This is a genomic window from Vibrio mytili (assembly GCF_049563345.1).
Lineage (GTDB): Bacteria > Pseudomonadota > Gammaproteobacteria > Enterobacterales > Vibrionaceae > Vibrio > Vibrio mytili.
Genome location: NZ_CP110481.1, coordinates 1,387,702 through 1,412,467, shown reverse-complemented (window position 1 = coordinate 1,412,467; position 24,766 = coordinate 1,387,702). Strand labels below are relative to the sequence as shown.

The window sequence follows — 24,766 nt, the reverse complement described above, 5'->3', positions numbered from 1 at the left end:
ACTCATATTTGTGTCCACTCAAGGTAGGTCACTTGGGCCTATCAAATAACAAGATCTTGCCCTTGTAGCAGCATGAACTCGCTGGTGTTATCAGGAATAAAGACACAAACACGCAAATTCTCTTGTTTCGCTTTTGTAAGCATATCCGATAATTGCGCCGCATTAGTAAAGGATTCTCTCTCTGCGTCCCTTCTTACCAGTTCCATAGCGTCGGATTCACACTTTGTTGAGTGCAAGGCTAACTCCGCTTGCTGCATGTAACGTACAGCCTTAATCGGCAACATTTCGAGATCTTTACCAACATGAATCCAAGTACAACTGCCCTTTTCATCCAGTGGACTCGCCATTGTGGCTTTATAGATGGTTTCTAAATCTCTATTGTCCCGGGCATTCTCTACCAACGGGTTCGCAAAAAACGCTTCCCAGAACTTACGGCGTAAGTCGACACTGGGTAAGTCAGCCTTAATTGAATTGCGCTTGGAATTGGCAAAGTCTGCCATTAGTCCCATATTTTGGGGCAAAATGGCTTCTAATTTTTCTCGAATATTTCGAATCAAGACAGGTGAAGCACCGCCACTTGAAATTGCGATTTGAATACGACCACGATTTATCATCGATGGGGTAATAAAATCACAATATGGTTTGTCATCGACGACGTTGACCAAAATCCCAAGTTCTTTCGCATCTTTATACACTTGATGATTTAAGTCAGGATTATCGGTGGTTGCCCATACTTGAATGAAGCGCTTTGTGACAATGTCACTTGAATAGAAGCGCTGTATCCATTCAACTTGGTGCTCTTCGGCCATTTTGGCTAAGTAATCCACTAACGTTGGAGACACAATGGTTACATCTGCCCCAGCCTTCAGTAATGCTTCAACTTTTCGGCTTGCAACCTCCCCACCACCAACGATGAGCACAGGTTTATTGATTAAATCTAAGAACAGAGGAAAATATCGCATTTCGATCCATGATTACTTTGATGAACTATTGATTCCATGCTACCAAAAATGGGGCATGATCATCATCCCATTTCGACATTAGATATAATTTTTGTTCGAATTTCGCCGCAACTCAGCAGACCACTCTAAATTGTTGTTTTATTAGTAGGTTTTTATCCTTTCATTTCACCACATTTTATGTGGTTTATTCTGGTGCACCATATTGATCACCAATTGCACTATTTACAAACAATTAACATTTCGTCATTCTAAGAGTCAAGGTATGCAGGACGCTACCTTAAAAACTTGATTTAAATTATATAATTGCGAATTCACAGATTCTTTCCTACGCTTAAGTCGGTTACTTTGTTGAACAGCGTTTCACCAAAAATCAACCACGTAGGACAACAACACAAATAACTAGGACACACATTGTTCAGGTCGTCTCCTGATTTAACATGGATCATACAGGAAGGATACAAATGGCAAACAAACTAACAGTTCTTGCTTCCATCGTAGCGGCTTCTACTGCCATGATGGCTACCTCAGCGCAAGCTGCAGACACTACTCTAGACAAAGTGACAAAACAGGGTTTTTTAAGCTGTGGCGTCAGTACAGGTCTACCTGGCTTCTCAAACCCGAACTCTAAAGGTGAATGGGAAGGCATAGATGTAGAGTATTGCCAAGCATTAGCAGCCGCGGTTCTTGGGGATAAAACCAAAGTTAAGTACGTACCATTGACTGCGAAAGAACGCTTCACTGCGCTGCAATCTGGCGAAATTGATGTTCTCTCTCGCAACACGACTTGGACGCTACACCGTGATACAGCACTTGGACTTAACTTCGTAGGTGTCAACTACTACGATGGTCAAGGCTTTATGGTGAAAAAAGAACTTGGCCTGACTAGCGCCAAAGAACTTGATGGCGCCTCTGTATGTGTTCAGTCGGGTACGACAACAGAGCTTAACCTAGCAGACTACTTCCGTAATAGCGGCATGTCTTATAAACCTGTGGTATTTGATACCGCGGCACAAACTTCTAAAGGATTCGATTCTGGTCGTTGTGATGTGCTAACTACAGACCAATCCGGTCTATACGCATTGCGTTTAAACTTAGCTGATCCTTCCTCTGCTCAAGTCCTTCCCGAAATCATCTCTAAAGAGCCTCTAGGCCCCGTAGTTCGCCAAGGTGACGATCAATGGTTCAACATCGCCAAATGGACGCTTTCAGCGATGGTGAACGCGGAAGAATACGGTATAACATCTAAAAATGCGGATGAGATGTTGAAATCTACCGATCCAAACATCAAACGTATCTTGGGTGTCGATGGACCTAAAGGCAAAGGTCTAGGCATTCGTGATGATTGGGGCTATCAAATCGTCAAACAAGTCGGTAACTATGGAGAAAGTTTTGAGAGAACCGTTGGTAAGGGCTCTCCTCTAGACATCTCTCGTGGTGTTAATGCACTTTGGAATGCAGGCGGCTTCATGTACGCGCCACCAATCCGATAAAAATGAGCTGATCAGGGCGGTGTTTGCCGCCCTTTTTTGATCGTAGCCTGAATGAGTAAGGAACACTCATTAAGTCGGCCTGAAGCTTGTTAATCATCATCTATCAGTGTGCCTACAACTGAAGTCGGATGTGCAATAAGAGCGTCATGAAGACTGCAGGAGATTTTCTTATTCATACAAATGGTATTTATAACTAAGGTTTGAGGTTATCGCTGTATGAAACCGACGAAAGATGCATCGCCAAGTACGATGTCCAAACCAAGTGGAAATAAAAGCCTGATCTATAACCCAGCTTTTCGTTCCGCTATTTTCCAGATCATTGCCATAGCAGCACTGGTACTTTTCTTTTACACAATTGTTAACAACGCTCTAAATAATCTAGACGCACGAGGCATAGCAACAGGTTTTGGCTTTTTAAACCAAGAAGCTGGCTTTGGTATAGGGCTAACATTAATCGACTACAATGAAACCTACTCTTACGGTAGAACTTTTATCGTTGGTCTTCTCAACACTGCTCTCGTCTCCTTTCTAGGAATTATCTTTGCAACAGTGATTGGTTTCACCATGGGGGTTGCTCGTCTCTCTACTAACTGGTTAGTGAGCCGCTTTGCCGCTGTCTATATTGAAACTTTTCGAAATATCCCACTTTTGCTTCAAATTTTCTTTTGGTATTTTGCGGTACTTCAGGCATTACCATCCCCGCGACAAAGTATCAGCCTAGGTGAAGCTGTATTCCTAAATGTCAGAGGACTATTTTTTCCTGCTCCTGTGATGGAAGACGGCAGTGGCATAGTAGTAGCAGCTTTCGTTATCGGCGTTATTGCAACCATCATCATTTCAATATGGGCGAAAAACAAGCAGCGCTTGACCGGTCAACAAACTCCGATGGGTCGTATAGCACTTGGCTTAATCATCGTACTCCCTGTGGTTGTATACCTCCTAGCTGGAATGCCAATTTCTCTTAATTTTCCCGAACTGAAAGGGTTTAACTTCAGAGGTGGCATCAGCATTATTCCTGAGCTGGCTGCGTTACTTATTGCACTGAGTGTTTACACCGCGTCTTTTATTGCTGAAATTGTTCGCTCAGGCATTAACGCCGTTAACCACGGGCAAACCGAAGCCGCGATGTCACTCGGCATTTCTCGCTCAAAAACACTGAAGCTGGTTGTCATTCCGCAAGCTTTACGAATCATTATTCCGCCTTTGACCAGTCAATATTTAAACTTGACGAAAAACTCTTCGTTAGCGATGGCGATTGGTTACCCTGACTTAGTTTCAGTCTTTGCGGGTACCACGCTTAACCAGACAGGGCAAGCGATCGAAATTATCGCAATGACGATGGGCGTTTACTTAACGCTAAGCCTCGTCACATCGGCGTTAATGAACTTGTATAACCGTAAAGTGGCATTGGTGGAGAGATAATATGAGCATACATCAGTTTCAGCCTGATCTCCCGCCACCGTCGAATACGGTTGGTGTGGTTGGTTGGATGCGTAAAAACCTATTCAATGGTCCAGTCAATTCCGTCCTAACGATTGTTCTAGCGTATTTTGCGATTACCGCGCTTTGGAACATCGCAGACTGGGCGTTTATAAAGGCGGATTGGATCGGCACCACACGCGACGACTGCACCCGAGAAGGCGCATGTTGGGTTTTTATTAGTGTTCGCTGGGAGCAGTTCATGTATGGCTTTTATCCTGAAGCCGAACTGTGGCGCCCTCGCCTGTTTTACATCACACTTGCTATCATTACTGCGCTACTGGCGTACGAAAAAACACCGAAACGCGTTTGGTTGTGGCTGTTTTTTGTCAATGTTTACCCATTTCTAATCGCTGCATTACTTTACGGTGGCGTATTTGGGCTTGAAGTCGTCGATACGCACAAATGGGGTGGCTTACTGGTTACATTGATCATCGCACTCGTTGGTATCGTTGTGTCCCTACCTATCGGTGTGGCGCTAGCGTTGGGTCGACGTTCTGAGATGCCGATTATTCGCAGTATGTGTACGGTCTACATCGAGGTATGGCGTGGTGTTCCATTGATCACCGTTTTGTTCATGGCCTCAGTAATGCTACCTCTGTTTATGTCAGAAGGTTCAGATACCGATAAATTGGTTCGCGCCCTGATCGGTGTTGTCATGTTTGCTTCAGCTTATATGGCAGAAGTCATTCGTGGCGGTCTACAAGCGATTCCCAAAGGGCAATATGAAGCAGCTGATGCGCTTGGATTAAGTTACTGGAAAAAGACCGGACTTATCATTTTGCCACAGGCGCTTAAAATCACTATTCCCTCTATCGTGAACACCTTTATCGGTCTATTTAAAGACACCAGTCTGGTACTCATCATTGGTATGTTTGACGTGTTAGGTATCGGACAAGCCGCAAACACCGACCCTGAATGGCTTGGTTTTGCAACGGAAAGTTATGTATTTGTCGCGTTAGTGTTCTGGGTATTTTGTTTCGGCATGTCGCGCTATTCGATATGGCTAGAAAATAAACTTCATACCGGTCACAAACGATAACTCATCAAGATCAAGGACGTATTATGACGCAACAACAAGACTACATGATCCAACTTAAGGATATGAACAAATGGTATGGTGAGTTTCACGTACTGAAAAACATCAATCTAGACGTTAAAAAAGGCGAAAAGATCGTTATCTGTGGACCTTCTGGTTCGGGAAAATCGACTATGATTCGCTGTATTAACCGGTTGGAAGAGCATCAAGCTGGGCAAATTTACGTTTCAGGTAACGAGCTGACCGAAGACTTAAAAAACATCGAGGCCGTTCGCCGAGAAGTCGGTATGTGTTTCCAGCACTTCAACCTGTTCCCGCACTTGACAGTATTGGAGAACTGTACGCTTGCGCCAATATGGGTGAAGAAAATGCCCAAGGATGAAGCAGAAGCAATTGCAATGAAGTACTTAGAGCGCGTTAAAATCCCAGATCAAGCTGATAAGTACCCTGGCCAATTGTCTGGTGGTCAGCAGCAGCGTGTTGCTATTGCTCGCTCATTATGTATGAACCCGAAAGTAATGCTGTTTGACGAACCAACATCAGCACTCGATCCAGAAATGGTACGTGAAGTGTTGGATGTTATGGTGGAACTTGCTGAAGAAGGTATGACCATGCTTTGTGTTACGCATGAGATGGGCTTTGCCAAAGAAGTAGCGGACCGAGTGATCTTTATGGACGCAGGGGAAATTATCGAAGAAAATAATCCTGTCGATTTCTTCGAGAATCCGCAATCTGATCGCACAAAGAACTTCCTCGCTCAGATTTTACATCATTAAGTCTTTGTTTTAAGGTGTGAATATATAAGCACTGACCGCGATCGCGTCAGTGCTTTTTGGTACATGGCAAACGCAGTTGTTACACTATGCGAGACAGTAATATTGTGTTACAAGTTCCCGCATACATAACGCCTTATTTCCATTATTATTTTGTCATGGCAATACATGGTTAGGGCTTGATTTTTTGAACTTTCAACCCCATAAATGTACATATAAAGAAAGAAAGTCTCATATCGAGGAAGATTATGAATAGTCCAATGTTTACCCGCACTTCAACACAAGAAAGTGCTCTACAGACAAACAAAGTATTGCGTAATACTTACGCACTGCTTTCAATGACACTGCTATGGTCTGCTTTAGTTGCTGGTGTCTCCATGGCATTCAACTTGCCGCGACCAGGTATTATCATCATGTTGGTTGGTTTCTATGGTCTACTTTTCTTGACTGAGAAAAACCGTAACAACAGTCTAGGTTTGGTGTTTACCTTCCTGTTTACTGGTTTCCTTGGTTACACAATCGGCCCAATCCTGAATATGTACATAGGTGCAGGTATGGGTGATGTGGTACTGACCGCTCTGGGTGGTACTGCCCTATCGTTTATGGCGGCATCAGCCTACGCGCTTACAACAAAACGTGACCTATCGATGATGGGTGGACTTATGTTGTCTCTATTTGTTGTGCTGGTGGTTGGTATGATTGCAAGCATCTTCATTCAATCAACAATCCTGCATCTAGCAATGAGCAGCTTGTTTATCGTGTTCTCAACCATGGCTATTCTGATGACAACACAAGGCATCATTCGTGGTGGTGAAACAAACTACATCTCTGCAACGATTACTCTGTACGTATCAATCTACAACATCTTCATTAGCCTACTAAGCATTTTAGGCATCATGAACGACGACTAATCGCTACGTATTAAATGAAACTCCAAAAAGCCCGAAGCTTCAGAAGCTTCGGGCTTTTCTTTTCACTGGCGTTAAGGTTGTAGCACTCGCTACTTTGTCGCCATCAATGAATTAACCTTTTATATTTATGCATCTTTAAAAATACTCGCCCGGGAATATCCCCAACAAACCGCATACAAATTCAGATATGTGAATATGCTCATCCTATCCGACTTATTCGTCAGTTTGTCCTTAAGTGCCTGTACGATTTCGCTCCGCTTAAAAGGTAGAGTTCATTAATTTGTTGAGAAGAACTATATGAGTGAGATAACCTATAGGCTTCAAAGAACAGTAACGGATAGAACAACATGTTCGTTTATAACGGCAAAGAAATTGAGACTGATGCTCAAGGGTACTTACTAGACCATACACAATGGGAAGAAGGTATGATTGAGTTGTTGGCAGAAGAAGAAGGCATAGAATTAACTGAGGCACATTTAGAGGTGGTGCACTTTGTAAGAGACTTTTACGAAGAATTCAACACCTCTCCCGCAGTACGTATGCTGGTAAAAGCAATGGAAAAGGCACATGGGCCAGAAAAAGGTAACAGCAAGTACCTATTTAAGCTATTTAAGAAAGGTCCAGCGAAACAAGCAACCAAACTCGCAGGACTACCAAAACCCGCTAAATGCTTATAGCGCTATAATATTTTGAACCCGCGGAAAGGCTTATAAGAGGCACTTTCTTTACTGACGCTTTCTACTGTTGCTGTCCGCGGTCCCTCTTCGAGCCACTCGGAAAACTCAGCAATTTGCGCTTCCGTACCGCATGCCATCACCTCTACATCACCGTTGTTTAAATTCTTCGCATAGCCGGTCAATCCCAATGTCATACCTTGGTGTGAGGTTTGATAACGAAACCCCACACCTTGAACTAAACCTTTAACGATAAATCTTTCACACTTTAAGTTCATGTTTGTGCCGCTTCCATTCATTGAGTGTTATATTCGATACGTCTATTCACTTCACTAATAATAGTGGTTTTTATTAGGTTGTTATAATTATGAAAGAAATCCCATTTCGTTGGATTGATAAATATCTCATTCACTTAAAAATTCAAGAAAAGTTTTACTTACTCTTTATCCTACCACTGCTCACTCTCTCAATACTTACGCTAGTATTCAACGATGCAGCTAACACGATGTTCTCCAACGTCAAACAAGAGCAGCTTGTATTGATGAAAGACATTATCGAGGCCGGTAACTTGTCTCAAGCACAAGTGATGGGTATTCTCGCGGACTCGACAACGATAACGCTAGGTGACGGCCCTAACGCTATACCCGTACTCGATGGCGCGTACAGCCTCACGGCAAACAATAACCAAACCTTATGGTCTGCGCTTTCTAGCATTCAAATCGGCATTATTGCAGTGAGTGTGTTGGTATTTGCTCTTGGTGTTTACTACATCATGACCTTTATCGGCGGCGCGATGTTCACCATGAACAAGGCACTCAACACATTAGCGAGTGGCGACTTGACTGCTCGTATGAATTTCTTCCCGGTACGAGATGAGTTCAGTGAAATCGCGATTACAATTGATAAAGTGGCAGAACGAGAGCAAAAGCAGGTTCTATCGATACAAGAATCCGTCGCGTTAATGCAGCAAATCAGCTCCGACCTAAACCAGTCCATTGTTCAGAGCTCTACGATTTCAAATACGCAGCAAGAGCACCTAAACTCACTAGCAAGCGCGACAGAACAAATGGCTTCAACGATTCGTGAAGTCGCCACCTTAGCTCACGACTCAAGCACACAAACAGATGATGCGCGTAATGTGGCACAATCGGGACAACTCAAAGTTGAAAATACACTTCACTCAATATCCAACTTATCTAGTGAAATACAATCTGCCTCTAAAGCGGTGGAAGATCTTGATGCAAATGCCGCAAAAATAGATGATGTCGTTACGACGATAAATGCTATCTCCGAGCAAACTAACCTACTCGCTCTCAATGCGGCAATAGAAGCCGCACGTGCAGGTGAGCAAGGCAGAGGCTTTGCAGTTGTTGCCGATGAAGTACGCGCTCTAGCGGGCCGGACTCAGCAAGCCACTGTAGAAATTCAGAACATGATTGAATCCCTTCAGCGCAACAGCCAATCACTGACACAAATCATGGGAGTGACGGTTTCTAATGCGAATAAAGGCCATACTTTGATGGATGAAGTTAATCAAGAAATCGGCTCTCTCGCGGATAAAAACCAAACCATTTCTGACAGCAGTATGCAAATTGCTACAGCCGCGGAAGAACAGGGTGTCGTCGCAGACAACATTGCGTCGAGCGTGGAAGAAATTCGAATCCAGGCAAACAGCGTTAATGATATGATCAACACCACGTCCCAAAATATCGATCAGCTACGTAAGCAAAGTGATTCCATGGAATCATTACTTATTGGCTTGAAAGCTTAGATGTAGTGAACCTTTCGGAGGTTCCTTTTTGTTCGAGATAATCACTTTAAAGGGTCACTTCGGTGGCCCTTTTCCATTGCAACATTCCTTCTAAACCCATTCATTATTGCTTTTGCTGGCGACATCCCGGACAATACGCCCCTTTCAAAATTCAACAAGAGCTAAAGAAATGACAGCTGCTATCTATTTGGTAAAAGGTCGTGAGAAATCGGTTAAGCGTAAGCACCCATGGATTTTCTCTCGAGGCATCAACAACGTTGAGGGTGATCCCGCACTTGGCGAAACCGTTGATGTATTCACTCACGACGGTAAATGGTTAGCAAAAGCGGCATACTCACCGGAATCTCAAATTCGTGCTCGTATTTGGAGCTTTGAAAAAGAAGACATCAACAAGGCGTTTTTCGTTAAACGTTTTAAAGACGCACAGCTTCTGCGTGAAGATGTGATTGAACGCGATGGCCTAACAGGTTACCGATTAATCGCAGCTGAGTCTGACGGTTTACCTGGCATCACAATCGACCGCTACCAAAACTTCTTTGTTTGTCAGTTGTTAAGTGCAGGTGCAGAATACAATAAACAGGCAATCGTAGACGCGCTTGTTGAGTGCTTCCCTGACTGCAATATTTACGAACGTTCTGACGTTGCGGTCCGTAAAAAAGAAGGTTTGAAAGAAACCACAGGCGTTTTACATGGTGAAGAGCCACCAAAATCTGTGGTCATCGAAGAGAACGGCGTGAAAATCAGTGTTGATATCGTTGGTGGCCATAAAACCGGTTTCTACCTAGACCAGCGCGACAGCCGTCAGCAGTCCATGAAATATGTCAAAGATAAAGAAGTCCTAAACTGTTTCTCTTACACTGGTGGTTTTGGCCTTTATGCTCTTAAAGGCGGCGCAAAACGCGTGATTAACGCGGACGTTTCTCAGCCTGCTCTGGACACGGCTAAATTTAACGCTGAATTGAACGAGTTTGATATTTCTAAGAAGCGCGCTGTTTTCCTAAACGCAGACGTGTTTAAGTTGCTGCGTGAGTACCGCGATCAAGGCACTAAATTTGATGTGGTGATTATGGACCCGCCAAAATTTGCCGAAAGCAAAGCGCAACTTAACGGTGCATGCAGAGGCTATAAGGATATCAACATGCTAGCCATGCAGATCCTAAAGCCTGGTGGCACACTGCTTACTTACTCTTGCTCTGGGTTAATGGACCAAGTGCTGTTCCAAAAAATCATCGCCGATGCCGCAGTCGATGCCAATCGAAAAGTGAAATTTGTAGAGCGTTTTGAACAAGCAGCAGACCACCCAACTGACACGGCTTACCCAGAAGGTTTTTACCTAAAAGGCTTTGCGTGTAAAGTGCTTTAATTAGCATTTCTAATATTCGGTTATTATAAAAACGGAGCGTTTCAACGCTCCGTTTTTGTTCATAGTTTTGCTTTACGCCATTACTCTTTGAGCTGTTCTAAATTACTCATCAAACTGCTAGTGATATCTGCAGCCGATGCGCCGTCAAAATTCACCTCCAGATCCATACCGTCTTTTTGAATGGTCAAAGTAGAGTTATGTCCTTTATCCTTAACCGAGATACTAATATCATCAATTTCTCCCCTGTAATCACCAGAGCCTAAATCATCCAGCAGTGCAGTGAGATCACTCTGACTGACGTCTTCGAACAAATCTGCGAAATCAAGCTGATCACCAGATCCGAAATCCGTCACTGTATCGGTAGCAGACTTCATTTCTGTCCACTTAAAGACATCATCACCCTCGCCACCGGTCAATATGTCGTTACCTAAACCGCCGATTAAGATGTCGTTACCACTAGTGCCGACCAGTTCGTTATCTTGTTCGTCACCCATAATGATATTGGCATCAGAGTTGACGAGGCCCGTTAACGTACTCGACTGAGTAGCATAGTTGGCGGTTGAGATTGCTTCTTCAGATGTGACGTTATTAAACTCTACATCAACAGTTGCTTGATTACTTACCGCACCATCGGAATCGATCGCTTGATAAGTGAAATCATCTTCCACCTGCGTAAAGCTGGTGATTTCTGTGCCAACCAAGGTAAAGCTCGCTTTATCACTCGAACTGTCTGTTTGTGGCGCTAAACGAATTTCATCGAAGCTACCACTATCCAATGACACATTAGCAGTACCTTCATGGTTCCCAGTCTGATCCATATCACTTAGATATAGATCTTTCGCCTCGACGACTTCTCCGTCATACATGAAGTACACCGTAATCCATGCAGCATTATTGTTAAATTGGTTATTCAAACTAGCAAAACTCAATTTTGCCTTATTCGCCTCGAGTCCTTCATCCAATTTGATTGTAATGAATTCACCTTCATTAATTTCGTTCCCTTGACCACTTGACGACGTATCATTATTAGTAACTGTTGCTAAGCCCTTCTGTTGAGCAGCTGTATCAACTTTGACCTGACCGTTAAAATCAAACAATGGATCATCATTGGGAGCAAAAGAAATTGTACCTCCAAAGAAAGTCAAGCCGTTAACACTGACAGATTCATCGATAAAGTCACCATCGTATTCATCAATAATATCGTTTGAATCAAAGCTCTGTTCTTCAAAGAAATCTGCAGTCAGACGATATTTGACGTCAGTGTTTTCAGCAAAGATTGTATCTTCGTCAATGATGACTTCTTGATTGTTTCCGTCTAAGTAGTACAACTGCCCATACTCTGGAAGATCAGTGACTTGAATACTGATGTCATCATCGTTTGGCGCGTTCGTATCGTCTTCTAGGTCTTCAACACGTTGTAGGGTCGGATCAAAGATCTCATCCTCATTTTCAGCACCAAGACCATCAAACTCAACATCCTGAACAGGGAAAATACCGTCTTCAACGTCGAGTAGTATGTTGAAATCTCGAGCGGTTGGAGGGGTGTTTGGAAGGTCATCTTCAATGATGTTACCAATACTAGTATCACTACCAAGTACACCAGTACCTGCTGTAACCTCTAATGTGAAAGTTTCATCTCCTTCGTAAACGTCATCATCCGTGGTTGGTACCGTCACTTTCAGATCGGTCTGACCCGCAGGGATGGTATAGGTGCCGTCACTGTTCGCAGTTACCACTGTGACACCATCCGCCAACGTCACCACGAATGCTCCAATATCCTCAGGTTCAGCTGTGTTAAGACCATCCGTCAATGTACGTAAATTAACCGTAACATCGAGATCAGCAGCGGCCGATAATCGAACCGTAAACGTAGCACTGTTACCTTCATCAACATTCACGCTGTCTTCAACGATAGACACACTTGGGCGGTCATCATCCGGATCGGGACCTGGGCCGTTACCACCGTCGTAAATAATGCCAAGCGCGGTGTCGTTACCAAGTGCTCCTGTAGCGCCTTGTACTGCAACCGTAAAGGTTTCGTCACCTTCATACACATCATCGTCCGTGGTTGGTACAAACAATTTGAGATCGGTTGCACCTGCTGGAATCGTGTACGTACCATCACTGTTGGCGGTCACTACTGTTACACCATCAGATAATGTCACTTTAATAGCACCGATGTCGTTAGGTTCTGCCGTGTTAGTTCCTCCTGTTGATGTGATCAACCTTACCGTCACATCGATATCGGCAGCCGCTGACAACCGGACGGTATAGACAGCCTCAGTACCTTCATTCACGCCCACACTATCTTCGACAATAAAGACACTTGGACGGTCATCATCGATGAGCGTGCCATCGTCTACAATGGTCGCCGTCCCCGTATCACTGCCCTGAACTGCGCCAACGCCAGTCACGGTGACACTGAAGTCTTCCGGACCTTCATAAACTTCATCATCAATGGTTGCAACGCGTACATCAAATTCGGTAAGCATCGCTGGTACGGTGACCATGCCATCGACTGGTACACTCATCCAGCCTGAGCCGGTGTTGTATTCTAGAGAGCCCAGATCACCCGCTTCGGTTTCTTCTGGGTTTAACGCCAACTGAACCTGTACCGCATCTTCTGACGCGTTGCTTAACGTTACGGTAAAGGTTGCGGTATTGCCTTCATCAACAAGACCGGCATCGGAGATCGACACGCTTGGGCGGTCGTCGTCCACAATGGTGCCATCATCAACGATCGTCGCCAGACCGGTGTCGCTACCCTGAACCGCGCCAACGCCAGTCACGGTGACACTGAAGTCTTCCGGACCTTCATAAACTTCATCATCAATGGTCGCAATGCGCACATCAAATTCGGTAAGCATCGCTGGTACGGTGACCATGCCATCGACGGGCACTGCTACCCAACCAGCACCAGTGTTGTATTCTAGGGTGCCGAGGTCACCCGCTTCGGTTTCGTCTGGGTTTAATGCCAACTGTACCTGTACCGCATCTTCTGACGCGTTGCTTAACGTTACGGTAAAGGTTGCGGTGTTGCCTTCATCAACAAGACCCGCATCAGAAATCGACACGCTTGGGCGGTCATCGTCTATTAATGTGCCATCATCAACGATCGTCGCCAGACCGGTGTCGCTACCCTGAACCGCGCCAACGCCAGTCACAGTGACACTGAAGTCTTCCGGACCTTCATAAACTTCATCATCAATGGTCGCAACGCGCACATCGAATTCCGTCATACCCGCAGGTACGGTAACCATGCCATCGACGGGCACTGCTACCCAACCAGCACCAGTGTTGTATTCTAGGGTGCCCAGGTCGCCCGCTTCGGTTTCTTCTGGGTTTAACGCCAACTGAACCTGTACCGCATCTTCTGACGCGTTGCTTAACGTTACGGTAAAGGTTGCGGTGTTGCCTTCATCAACAAGACCGGCATCGGAGATCGACACGCTTGGGCGGTCGTCGTCCACAATGGTGCCATCATCAACGATCGTCGCCAGACCGGTGTCGCTACCCTGAACCGCGCCAACGCCAGTCACGGTGACACTGAAGTCTTCCGGACCTTCATAAACTTCATCATCAATGGTTGCAACGCGTACATCAAATTCGGTAAGCATCGCTGGTACGGTGACCATGCCATCGACGGGCACTGCTACCCAACCAGCACCAGTGTTGTATTCTAGGGTGCCCAGGTCGCCCGCTTCGGTTTCTTCTGGGTTTAACGCCAACTGAACCTGTACCGCATCTTCTGACGCGTTGCTTAACGTTACGGTAAAGGTTGCGGTGTTGCCTTCATCAACAAGACCGGCATCGGAGATCGACACGCTTGGGCGGTCGTCGTCCACAATGGTGCCATCGTCCACAATGGTCGCCGTCCCCGTATCACTGCCCTGAACTGCGCCAACGCCAGTCACGGTGACACTGAAGTCTTCCGGACCTTCATAAACTTCATCATCAATGGTCGCAATGCGCACATCGAATTCGGTAAGCATCGCTGGTACGGTGACCATGCCATCGACTGGTACACTCATCCAGCCTGAGCCGGTGTTGTATTCTAGAGAGCCCAGATCACCCGCTTCGGTTTCTTCTGGGTTTAACGCCAACTGTACCTGTACCGCATCTTCTGACGCGTTGCTTAACGTTACGGTAAACGTTGCGGTGTTGCCTTCATCAATCGTGCCCGCATCAGAAATCGACACGCTTGGGCGGTCGTCGTCTATTAATGTGCCATCATCAACGATCGTCGCCAGACCGGTGTCGCTACCCTGAACTGCGCCAACGCCAGTCACGGTGACACTGAAGTCTTCCGCACCTTCATAAACTTCATCATCAATGGTCGCAATGCGCACATCAAATTCGGTAAGCATCGCTGGTACGGTGACCATGCCATCGACGGGCACTGCTACCCAACCAGCACCAGTGTTGTATTCTAGGGTGCCCAGGTCGCCCGCTTCGGTTTCCTCTGGGTTTAACGCCAACTGTACCTGTACCGCATCTTCTGACGCATTACTTAACGTTACGGTAAAGGTCGCGGTGTTGCCTTCATCAATCGTGCCGGCATCGGAGATCGACACGCTTGGGCGGTCGTCGTCCACAATGGTGCCATCGTCCACAATGGTCGCCGTCCCCGTATCTTGGCCCTGAACTGCGCCAACGCCAGTCACGGTGACACTGAAGTCTTCCGCACCTTCGTACACATCATCAGCGGTAGTGCCAATGCGCACATCGAATTCCGTCATGCCCGCCGGTACGGTAACCATGCCATCAACGGGCACTGCTACCCAACCAGCACCAGTGTTGTATTCTAGGGTGCCCAGGTCGCCCGCTTCGGTTTCGTCTGGGTTTAACGCCAGCTGTACCTGTACCGCATCTTCTGACGCGTTGCTTAACGTTACGGTAAAGGTTGCGGTATTGCCTTCATCAACAAGACCGGCATCGGAGATCGACACGCTTGGGCGGTCGTCGTCTATTAATGTGCCATCATCAACGATCGTCGCCAGACCGGTGTCGCTACCCTGAACCGCGCCAACGCCAGTCACAGTGACGCTGAAGTCTTCCGCACCTTCGTAAACTTCATCATCAATGGTCGCAATGCGCACATCAAATTCGGTAAGCATCGCTGGTACGGTGACCATGCCATCGACGGGCACTGCTACCCAACCAGCACCGGTGTTGTATTCTAGAGAACCCAGGTCACCCGCTTCGGTTTCGTCTGGGTTTAATGCCAACTGTACCTGTACCGCATCTTCTGACGCATTACTTAACGTTACGGTAAACGTTGCGGTGTTGCCTTCATCAACAAGACCGGCGTCGGAGATCGACACGCTTGGGCGGTCGTCGTCCACAATGGTGCCATCGTCCACAATGGTCGCCGTCCCCGAATCTTGGCCCTGAACCGCGCCAACGCCAGTCACGGTGACACTGAAGTCTTCCGGACCTTCATAAACTTCATCATCGATAGTCGCAACGCGTACATCGAATTCCGTCATACCCGCAGGTACGGTAACCATGCCATCGACGGGCACTGCTACCCAACCAGCACCAGTGTTGTATTCTAGGGTGCCCAGATCACCCGCTTCGGTTTCCTCTGGGTTTAACGCCAACTGTACCTGTACCGCATCTTCTGACGCGTTGCTTAACGTTACGGTAAAGGTCGCGGTGTTGCCTTCATCAACAAGACCGGCATCGGAGATCGACACGCTTGGGCGGTCGTCGTCCACAATGGTGCCATCGTCCACAATGGTCGCCGTCCCCGTATCTTGGCCCTGAACTGCGCTAACGCCAGTGACGGTGACGGTGAAGTCTTCCGCACCTTCGTAAACTTCATCATCAATGGTCGCAATGCGCACATCAAATTCGGTAAGCATCGCTGGTACGGTGACCATGCCATCAACGGGCACTGCTGCCCAGCCAGAGCCAGTGTTGTATTCTAGGGTGCCCAGATCACCCGCTTCGGTTTCTTCTGGGTTTAACGCCAACTGTACCTGTACCGCATCTTCTGACGCGTTGCTTAACGTTACGGTAAAGGTCGCGGTATTGCCTTCATCAATCGTACCCGCATCAGAAATCGACACGCTTGGGCGGTCATCGTCTATTAATGTGCCATCATCAACGATCGTCGCCAGACCGGTGTCGCTACCCTGAACCGCGCCAACGCCAGTCACGGTGACACTGAAGTCTTCCGCACCTTCATAAACTTCATCATCAATGGTCGCAACGCGCACATCGAATTCCGTCATACCCGCAGGTACGGTAACCATGCCATCGACGGGCACTGCTACCCAACCAGCACCGGTGTTGTATTCTAGAGAGCCCAGGTCGCCCGCTTCGGTTTCCTCTGGGTTTAACGCCAACTGTACCTGTACCGCATCTTCTGACGCATTACTTAACGTTACGGTAAAGGTTGCGGTATTGCCTTCATTGATGGTGCCCGCATCCGTGATAGAGACACTTGGACGGTCATCATCTGGATCCGGTCCAGGACCAGTGCCGTCATCCACAATCGAGGCAAGGCCAGTGTCACTGCCCTGAACCGCACCAATACCGGTTACGGTGACGCTGAAGTCTTCCGGACCTTCATATACTTCATCCTGATTGGAAGCGATGCGCACCTCAAACTCGGTCATACCCGCTGGCACAGTAACTGCGCCATCGACCGGCACACTTGCCCAGCCAGAGCCGGTGTTGTATTCCAATGTACCTAAATCATCAACTTCGGTTTCGTCTGGGTTTAAACCCAACTGTACCTGCACTTCATCTTCCGATCCGTTACTCAATGACACAGTGAAAGTTGCGGTCTCGCCTTCATTGATGGTGCCCGCATCCGTGATAGAGACACTTGGACGATCATCATCCGGATCCGGTCCAGGGCCTGTACCGTCATCAAGTACTGTTGCGGTACCTGTTGCTGGCGTTGATTGCTCAGGTGTTGTCCCTGTTAGCGTGAAGGTCTCTGGTCCTTCGTAAATATCATCATCAACCGTCTCTAAGCCAACAGTGAACGATTCAACACCGACCGGGATGGATACGCTAAAAGTACCATCTTCATTAACGGCGACCTGTTGAGTCGTACCATCTGGCAAAGTTATCAACACTTGTGAGTTGACATAATCGACGCCATCTCCGCCTTCTTCACCACCGATGGCAGTCACATCTGCCAACGCAAAATCAATCGTAGTTTCCTGCTCTGTGGCTTGATCAAGGGTCACTTCAAAGATAACAGAGTCACCTTCATTTACGGTTGGGCTGTCTATGGTAGAGACTTCTGACGTGGCAGGAATTGGCGCGGCTGTAGGTTCTGGCGGCTGAAATATTTGTAGAATCGTTTGAATTTGAGTCACCGAGAAGCCAATACCTTCTAAACCTTGAGTCTCAAAGTTTGTATTAGCAAGAGATTCCGCACCAGTTCGAGCGATGGCCCCCGTTGTTTGTGGGCTAGACCCATTTGCCCCACCCGCTGCAGCAGCAAAATCTTCACCGAGTTGTGTTGGGTCCTCACCAGCTGCAATGGCATCAATCAAAGCGGTAATGTCACCCGTTACATTTATTGAACTTCCTTGAGGCGTGACCTGCTCAACCACGATATCAGAAATGTCCGAAGTGTCTGAAACCTCTTCAATTACCAGTTCTCCAGGAAGAGGCTGCTCTCCTTCCTCAAGCGTTCTGATGTTACCGTCAAGTCCGATAACCACAATATTGCCCACTAATGAGCTCAAAGTTACTCGATCCATAATCCACCTCACCCCAAATCAAACTAAGTCAAAAGTTTGTCACCTCATCATTTACGTCTATAGTTTAGTCAAAATCATAGTTTTTTCGTCGTAGGTGTAATGCCTTACATGCTGATGAACTCAAGGGGCGGGGTTCAATGTTCAGACATGTATTACACAAGGAAGCGGTACTATGATGTTAAAAATTCAAGACTTTATATAGATTTGGCCAATTTGATGGCTAGGTATATTGATATTGTATGATAAGATCCGGTTCGATGAAGCCTTGAATTAAATGAGAAAAAGCCTTGGTTTAACAGAAGGTTGATAATTTTCTTACCAAACTCTGTTATTTGTGATGCGCAATCTCACATTTGAGATAATTAAACAAAAATCGACATGATTTTTAGGAGAGCTACCGTGAAATGGAACCGACTCAACACTGCTCTTTACTGTTGCTGCTTAGTGTCTTTACCCGTTTTCGGTCAAACGTTAGAGCAAGCTGTCGCCCTAACGTTAGAAAATAACCCAGATATCAAAAGTGCATTTAATGAATTCAGTAGTAGACGCTACGTAAATGATGCTGCGTCAGGCGCTTACCTACCATCATTGGATTTAGATGCAGGTATTGGTTATGAAGGAATTGACCCATCAGACGAAGTAGGTAGAGGCAATACGGACTACACCAGAAAAGAGGCGTCTGTCACTTTAACCCAATTAATTTGGGATGGCAGTGCTACGCTTAATGATATTGATCGAACCGCGGCTGATGCTGAGTCGGTGAGATTCCAACTCTTGGCTGATGCGTCAGATAAGGCACTTGAAGTGGCGAAAGTTTATCTAGATGCAGTTAAAGCTTATGAGGTGTTAAAACTCTCAGAAGACAACCTCGCGGTACACAAAGATATTTATACTGACATCAAAAAACGGGTCACGTCTGGCATCGGGTCGACCGCGGACATGACGCAGGTTGAAGCTCGCTTAGCTAAAGCGCACGGAAATCTTGCTGCAGCCCAAAATAACCTGTACGACTCGCATACCATGTTTACTCGCTTAGTTGGGCAAACACCGCAAGGGTTAATCTTCCCTCGTGCTGACCAAAATTTTATACCTCACACTCAAGAAGAGGCCGTCAGTTTGGCTCACCAAGTACATCCTGTGATTCAAATTGCTCTTGCCGATGTAGACTCTGCTAAGTTTCAATACAAACAATCTAAAGGGGTCTACTACCCTACGATCTCTATTGAGGCCTCGCAAACTTGGAAAGACGATGCAGACGGTTTAAAAGGCAGAAGTGACGAAACACTTGCCATGCTGCGCCTACGTTATAACTTGTTTAACGGAGGCAGTGACGTTGCTAACGCAGAAAACTACGCATATCAATTGAACAAAGCGAAAGACTTACGCGAAGGTGCATACCGAAATGTAGAAGAAGGCCTGAAACTTTCTTGGAGCGCACTTGATTTGACGCTGCAACAAAAAGAATTTTTAGCTGATCACGTTGATTCTGCGTCCGAAACCGTCATCGCGTATGAAAAGCAATATAGGATTGGTAAACGAACTCTTCTTGACCTCTTGAATACACAAAACGAGCTGTTTGAAGCGCGTAAAGATTACCTTGATTCTAAGTACGCAGAGCAATACGCGAAATATCGAGTGATGAATGCGACAGGCCAACTTCTTAGTGCATTAAGAGTAGAAGTTCCGGAAGAATGGCTAGAGAAAGTGGAGTACTAATTATGAAATACCTCTCTATTATTGCACTCACATTCGCCATCTCCGCTTGCAGTTCGACAAACCAAAAAGATGGTGACGAATACGAATACATCGAAACGCCAGTTGCAGATCAACCCGCTGATTTAGTAGATGATGACAGTGACGGTGTTATCAACGAAAGAGATCTCTGCCCTGGCACTCCTATTGGAGCAGAAATTGATAATGATGGCTGTGGTAAGTATGCGAATACGTCGCAACAAATGCAGCTTCGTGTTCTATTTGCCAACGACTCAGACGTCATTAACCCTATTTTCACTAACCAAATTCGTGAACTGTCTGAGTTCCTGAAAGAATACCCAAGTACCTCGATTGAAATTCAAGGGTATGCTAGCCGCACAGGAACCGCAGAGCACAACTTGGACTTATCTAAACGTCGCGCGCAAAATGTAAGGCAAGAGCTGATCAAAAATGGCATCAGTCCAAGCCGTGTTACGATTGTGGGTTATGGTGATACTGTTTTAGCAGTTCAAGGAACTGACGAAGTGACTCATGCCCAAAACCGAAGAGTAACAGCAACTGTCGTCGGTCATAAGGGTGCAGTCGAAAAAGAATGGACAATATTTACCACGTTACCTAAAAACTAAATATCTTCTCACTGCTTAAGTGACCAATGAAAAAAATATAAAAGGGGCTTCGGTCCCTTTTGTTTTAACTGTACAACCCCCTATTAAGCTTTAGGAATTGAGCCTTTAGTGTTACTCTAGCGGCATCATAATAGTGAGAGTTTTGAAATGAGCAAACTTACATCAGATATTCAGGCAAACCTTGATCTTTTCGTATCAGAAACCAAAGCAAACCAGCTGGTTTGGGGATTACGTAATGAGGAAGGCTGGCTGTCCTGCGATTCAACTGAGTTCGAGAATAGCGAAGTCATGCCTTTTTGGTCTTCTAAGGAAGATGCTCAAGCGCATAATGTCGATGAATGGGCAGACTTCTCAGTTCTAGAAATCCCATTAGATATCTTTGTTGAGGATTGGCTGCTCACTCTTGCTGAGGACGGCGTTCTGGTTGGAACAAACTGGAACGATCAGTTGGAAGGCAAAGAGATGGAACCTCAAGATCTCGCCAAGCTTTACGTAGAATAAGCCACAAAGCTTAATCCTAACCAAAGACTGTATAAGGCCTCAAAGTACTGAGGTCTTTTTATATCCGTGTTGTATTTGCAGTCTCATTTTTTAGTTCACAACCTCTAGAACTAGATTGTAGGTACTTTCCTTTTCTGTATAAATTCCGATGTACTTCATAATTTAGCTTTATTTATTACGTTTATACCCTTCACTCTCGCCTTCCAAACATTACATAATGAGTAATCACTAAATAATATCCCCTACGATGAAAAAAACACAACGCAGATCAAAAATGCGCACCTTGTCCCCCTTGTTTTTATGCCTATTGTTTGGCATTCAAGTCCATGCGAACACAGCTCAAACCCAACCTCAAGACCGAAGTGTTACCCAATGGCATGCCGTCTATCAAACTACATTGAAAACAAACTCTAAGTCGGCCTTGACTATGCTTCAAAACAGATACCACACTGTCAACTCGATCAGTGAGAAGCTGTATGTAAGTGGTTTAATTTACGAATATATGACCAACATCAAACAACCCTACTATGGCAGCAGTCAAACCATCAAAAACCCTTTTTCTGAGCTTGAATCAAAATACATTCTTGCCCTAAACGAACGTAAACATGGTAGTTATGAAGCATCAGTGGACCGTTTCATTACGTTGCGCAATGAGATGAAAAACATCTCAGATATTGATAGCCAAGCGCTGATGAGCTATCAGCTTTGCTACACCTTGAACCAACAAGGACGATACGATAATGCTCACTTTTTCTGCTCATCATTAGAGAACCATTTACAACAACAGCGCCAAGAAAGCGTCCCCATCGATCTCGCACTCCGAGTCATTGCCAATAATTACAACTTTCGTGGAGAAAATGACAAAGCACTAAGTGTTTATCGACATCTGTTGGAAGTAATGCCAGCACAAAGTGATGCTTCCGGTGTCTACAATGATGTGGGAAATTTGTTCGCAGAGCTGGGGCAATTCGAACAGTCTGAGAAATACCTAATTCAAGCCCTACTCGCGCGTCAGGCTAACGAAGAACAGTTAAAGGTTGCGCAAACAGAGCACAGCCTGGCCGCCATGTACAGTAAAGCAAACAAATTTGAAAAAGCCATAACTCATTACCAGAACTCTTTAATGCTTCTCGAGCAACTTAACTACCCTTATGGGCAGGGTCTTGTCTACTTAGGGCTTGCTTCTGCAATGGCTGAAGTTGGGAAGTTAGAAGAATCCGTCAGTTACATTGATGCGGCGTTAGGGCTTGGTGAACGCCATGAAAACATGCATCTGCAAACCGAGGCTCATTTAACCGCTGGTTTTTCCTATCTTAAACACAATGACATTGCCAACGCGATACGACATGGTCAAAAGGCATTAACTATAGCAACCGAAATATCCAGACCACTTCTCCAAGCCAAAGCAGAAAGATTGCTCGCTGATGCTTATTCTGCCAATCAAAATTATAAAATGGCGCTGTTGCATTCAGAGTCGTACACTAAACTTGAGCTCGCCAGTCGAGATGCTAGCACAAGCAAGGCGTTAGAAGCCTTAAGCTTATCCAAGAATGAATATGAATTTGAGCTTCAACGCATTCGCCTTAACAATGAACGTCGTTTACAACAAAGTGAATTTAAAAAGCTAACTGAACAAAAACGAGCTTACAATATATTAGTGTTCTGTTTGATCACCTTATTAATTTTAGCGTTACTCGTTCAACGCCAGACAAAAAATAAAGCTCGCTTAGATAGTTTAACCTGTGCGTTAAACCGAGCAACTACGATCAAAACGATAAAAGAACAGACGACTCATGCAAAAGCGGATAGGCGTTACGTCTTAGTTTTAATCGATCTAGATAACTTTAAGGCCATCAACGATACGTACGGGCACCCGACCGGTGATCTTGTGTTACAACAAGTCTGTAGCAGCATAGCCGCACAACTTAACAAAGGTGAATGCATTGGTCGATTAGGTGGCGAGGAGTTTATCGTCTTACTAACAAACGTCGATGACGTGGAGGTAGCCTTCCGTGTTCAATGCTTACATAAGACCATTTCAGAACAAACCATAAATGTGGGAAAAAGCGAGACGGAAGAGAATAAAGCAGTAACCGTTTCCGCATGCTTGGCCTATTTATCGACATCAAAACCATTAACCAATTTTGATGAATTGTATACGATCTTAGACCAAGCTTTGTATCAGGCTAAACACAACAGTAGCGGTACGATTATCGAAGCTTATGACGAGCCGATTAGCCTTGAGACTTCTGCTTTTGAATCAACGATGCCATAACGGCTGTTTTATTGTTCAAGTAGTCGTCTAATCCTACTTTACGTAAGTCACATGATGGACAATTTCCACATCCATCACCAATGATGCCGTTGTAACACGTTAGTGTTTTTTCGCGCACGAGTTGCAGCGCGTCATATTGGTCGGCAAGCGCCCATGTTTCGGCTTTGTTTAACCACATAAGCGGCGTTTTTATTTTAAGCATTCGGTCCATACCCTTTACCAGCGCCGAAGTCATTGCTTTTACAAAATCATCACGACAGTCTGGATAGCCACTAAAGTCGGTTTCACATACACCAGTGATGACGGTATCTGCACCAATCTGATACGCGTATATCCCTGCCAAGGTTAAAAACAGTATATTGCGACCCGGAACAAATGAGTTTGGCAAACCATTCTCTTGTAGTTCATGAGACACCGGGATGTCGTCTCGGGTTAACGAACTGATGGCCAATTCATTGAGCAAGCCAACATCCATCACTTTATGCGCTTTAACCCCTAGCTCTTGAGTTAGCTTCTGAGCGACTTCAATTTCTAACTTATGGCGCTGACCATAGTCAAAAGTAATCGCATGAACTTCATCAAATTCTTTCAGTGCTTGAACTAGGCATGTAGTTGAATCCTGCCCACCACTAAAAACAACGACGGCTTTTTTCATTTTGCTCTCCAAGTTTAAGCGATACTTAAATATTTATGAGTTTGAATCGATAAGCGCCAATTCCGTTCAACACACGTATCAATACACAATTGTGTTGCTCGTGGTTTTTGGCTGATTGGTTGAAGTGCAACTATGGTTTTTGGAGAAACGCCAGCAGAAGCCAACAATTCATCAAGATGATCAATGTCTTTCTGAGTACCTACCGGATGTTTTATTTCATTCGCGCGTTCTAACGCACTCTTCAATACTGGCAGTTTACCTTTCATTGCCACTTTTGGTGACACTGTCACCCAAGTATTATTAGTCGTTATCACTTCATACGTGCCACTGGTTTCAATCTGACACTGACACCCAATAATTTCAAAAGCTTCGGCCAAAGGACGTAAATCGTAAATACACGGCTCACCGCCAGTGATAACAATGTGCTTTGCGTTAAAACCTTGATGCTTATATTGCTCTACGAGGTCACTTGCTGATGCAACACACCAAGTTGGAGAGTCTCCCGTCTTAACCAGAATATCACCAATTGTCCGCTGGTCCGATTCTGCGGCTTCCCAAGTCTGTTTCGTATCGCACCATGAGCACCCTACAGGGCACTCTTGTAAACGAATAAAAACGGCCGGAACACCCGTAAAGATTCCTTCTCCTTGGATGGTTTCAAACATCTCATTTAGTTTATACAACGTAGAACTCACTCAACTCATCATACTTTGAGGCGAAGACCATAATGGACCGGCGTGTCGAGGTCAATTTAAACCAAAAATTAATTGTTAAAATAGGCCATTTTGTAGTTTCATAGTGAGT

The 24,766-nt window shown here is 45.5% G+C and carries 17 protein-coding genes; 12 read left to right on the top strand and 5 right to left on the bottom strand.

Annotated elements, in window-relative coordinates:
- Positions 1 to 41 precede the first annotated feature (41 nt).
- Positions 42 to 962, bottom strand: a complete 921-nt coding sequence (locus ONE56_RS06545; RefSeq protein WP_331438869.1) for a bifunctional precorrin-2 dehydrogenase/sirohydrochlorin ferrochelatase — start codon at positions 960 to 962, stop codon at positions 42 to 44.
- A 461-nt stretch (positions 963 to 1,423) separates the two neighbouring features.
- Here ONE56_RS06545 and ONE56_RS06540 point away from each other — a divergent pair, with 461 nt between their 5' ends.
- The 6 genes from ONE56_RS06540 (at position 1,424) to ONE56_RS06515 (ending at position 7,331) form a co-directional block, all read left to right on the top strand.
- A complete protein-coding gene (locus tag ONE56_RS06540) occupies positions 1,424 to 2,452 on the top strand; it encodes an amino acid ABC transporter substrate-binding protein (RefSeq protein ID WP_423840456.1) in 1,029 nt (342 codons plus the stop codon).
- 216 nt (positions 2,453 to 2,668) lie between these two features.
- Positions 2,669 to 3,874, top strand: a complete 1,206-nt coding sequence (locus ONE56_RS06535) for an amino acid ABC transporter permease (RefSeq protein WP_423840455.1) — start codon at positions 2,669 to 2,671, stop codon at positions 3,872 to 3,874.
- Between the two features lies 1 nt (position 3,875).
- On the top strand, positions 3,876 to 4,973 hold the full coding sequence (locus ONE56_RS06530) for an amino acid ABC transporter permease (RefSeq protein ID WP_041154327.1): 1,098 nt from the start codon (positions 3,876 to 3,878) through the stop codon (positions 4,971 to 4,973).
- A 23-nt stretch (positions 4,974 to 4,996) separates the two neighbouring features.
- Entirely contained in the window at positions 4,997 to 5,746 is a 750-nt protein-coding gene (locus ONE56_RS06525; RefSeq protein WP_331438872.1) for an amino acid ABC transporter ATP-binding protein, read from the top strand.
- A 245-nt stretch (positions 5,747 to 5,991) separates the two neighbouring features.
- Complete coding sequence (locus ONE56_RS06520; RefSeq protein ID WP_331438873.1) at positions 5,992 to 6,654, top strand: Bax inhibitor-1/YccA family protein; 663 nt, start codon at positions 5,992 to 5,994, stop codon at positions 6,652 to 6,654.
- Positions 6,655 to 7,001: 347 nt separating this feature from the next.
- Positions 7,002 to 7,331 (top strand): TusE/DsrC/DsvC family sulfur relay protein, encoded by a 330-nt coding sequence (locus tag ONE56_RS06515; RefSeq protein ID WP_014231912.1) that lies wholly within the window; start codon positions 7,002 to 7,004, stop codon positions 7,329 to 7,331.
- Positions 7,332 to 7,333: 2 nt separating this feature from the next.
- Here the strand turns inward: ONE56_RS06515 and yccX are convergent, their stop codons facing one another.
- Entirely contained in the window at positions 7,334 to 7,606 is a 273-nt protein-coding gene (gene yccX, locus ONE56_RS06510) for an acylphosphatase (RefSeq protein ID WP_423840454.1), read from the bottom strand.
- An 89-nt stretch (positions 7,607 to 7,695) separates the two neighbouring features.
- On the opposite strand from yccX, the gene ONE56_RS06505 reads away from it, so the two are divergent.
- Positions 7,696 to 9,099, top strand: coding sequence for a methyl-accepting chemotaxis protein (locus tag ONE56_RS06505; RefSeq protein ID WP_423840453.1), 1,404 nt, complete (start codon positions 7,696 to 7,698; stop codon positions 9,097 to 9,099).
- A 169-nt stretch (positions 9,100 to 9,268) separates the two neighbouring features.
- On the top strand, positions 9,269 to 10,462 hold the full coding sequence (locus ONE56_RS06500) for a class I SAM-dependent methyltransferase (protein WP_423840452.1): 1,194 nt from the start codon (positions 9,269 to 9,271) through the stop codon (positions 10,460 to 10,462).
- Between the two features lie 80 nt (positions 10,463 to 10,542).
- On the opposite strand, the gene ONE56_RS06495 is transcribed toward ONE56_RS06500, so the two are convergent.
- A complete protein-coding gene (locus ONE56_RS06495; RefSeq protein ID WP_423840451.1) occupies positions 10,543 to 18,192 on the bottom strand; it encodes a Calx-beta domain-containing protein in 7,650 nt (2,549 codons plus the stop codon).
- A gap of 399 nt (positions 18,193 to 18,591) precedes the next feature.
- Between ONE56_RS06495 and ONE56_RS06490 the strand changes: the two genes are divergently transcribed.
- The 4 genes from ONE56_RS06490 to ONE56_RS06475 all read left to right on the top strand — a co-directional run bounded on the left by ONE56_RS06490 (position 18,592) and on the right by ONE56_RS06475 (position 23,307).
- Positions 18,592 to 19,908: a TolC family outer membrane protein gene (locus ONE56_RS06490; RefSeq protein WP_423840450.1), complete on the top strand. Its 1,317-nt coding sequence runs from the start codon at positions 18,592 to 18,594 to the stop codon at positions 19,906 to 19,908.
- Between the two features lie 2 nt (positions 19,909 to 19,910).
- Positions 19,911 to 20,531: an OmpA family protein gene (locus tag ONE56_RS06485; RefSeq protein WP_423840449.1), complete on the top strand. Its 621-nt coding sequence runs from the start codon at positions 19,911 to 19,913 to the stop codon at positions 20,529 to 20,531.
- Between the two features lie 147 nt (positions 20,532 to 20,678).
- Entirely contained in the window at positions 20,679 to 21,032 is a 354-nt protein-coding gene (locus ONE56_RS06480) for a DUF2750 domain-containing protein (RefSeq protein ID WP_041154940.1), read from the top strand.
- A 274-nt stretch (positions 21,033 to 21,306) separates the two neighbouring features.
- A complete protein-coding gene (locus ONE56_RS06475; protein WP_423840448.1) occupies positions 21,307 to 23,307 on the top strand; it encodes a tetratricopeptide repeat-containing diguanylate cyclase in 2,001 nt (666 codons plus the stop codon).
- On the opposite strand, the gene queC is transcribed toward ONE56_RS06475, so the two are convergent.
- Together queC and queE are read right to left on the bottom strand one after the other, a co-directional pair.
- Positions 23,267 to 23,962 (bottom strand): 7-cyano-7-deazaguanine synthase QueC, encoded by a 696-nt coding sequence (gene queC, locus ONE56_RS06470; protein WP_423840447.1) that lies wholly within the window; start codon positions 23,960 to 23,962, stop codon positions 23,267 to 23,269. The genes ONE56_RS06475 and queC overlap by 41 nt on opposite strands.
- Positions 23,963 to 23,976: 14 nt before the next feature.
- On the bottom strand, positions 23,977 to 24,627 hold the full coding sequence (gene queE / locus ONE56_RS06465; protein ID WP_041154942.1) for a 7-carboxy-7-deazaguanine synthase QueE: 651 nt from the start codon (positions 24,625 to 24,627) through the stop codon (positions 23,977 to 23,979).
- Between the last annotated feature and the right edge of the window lie 139 nt (positions 24,628 to 24,766).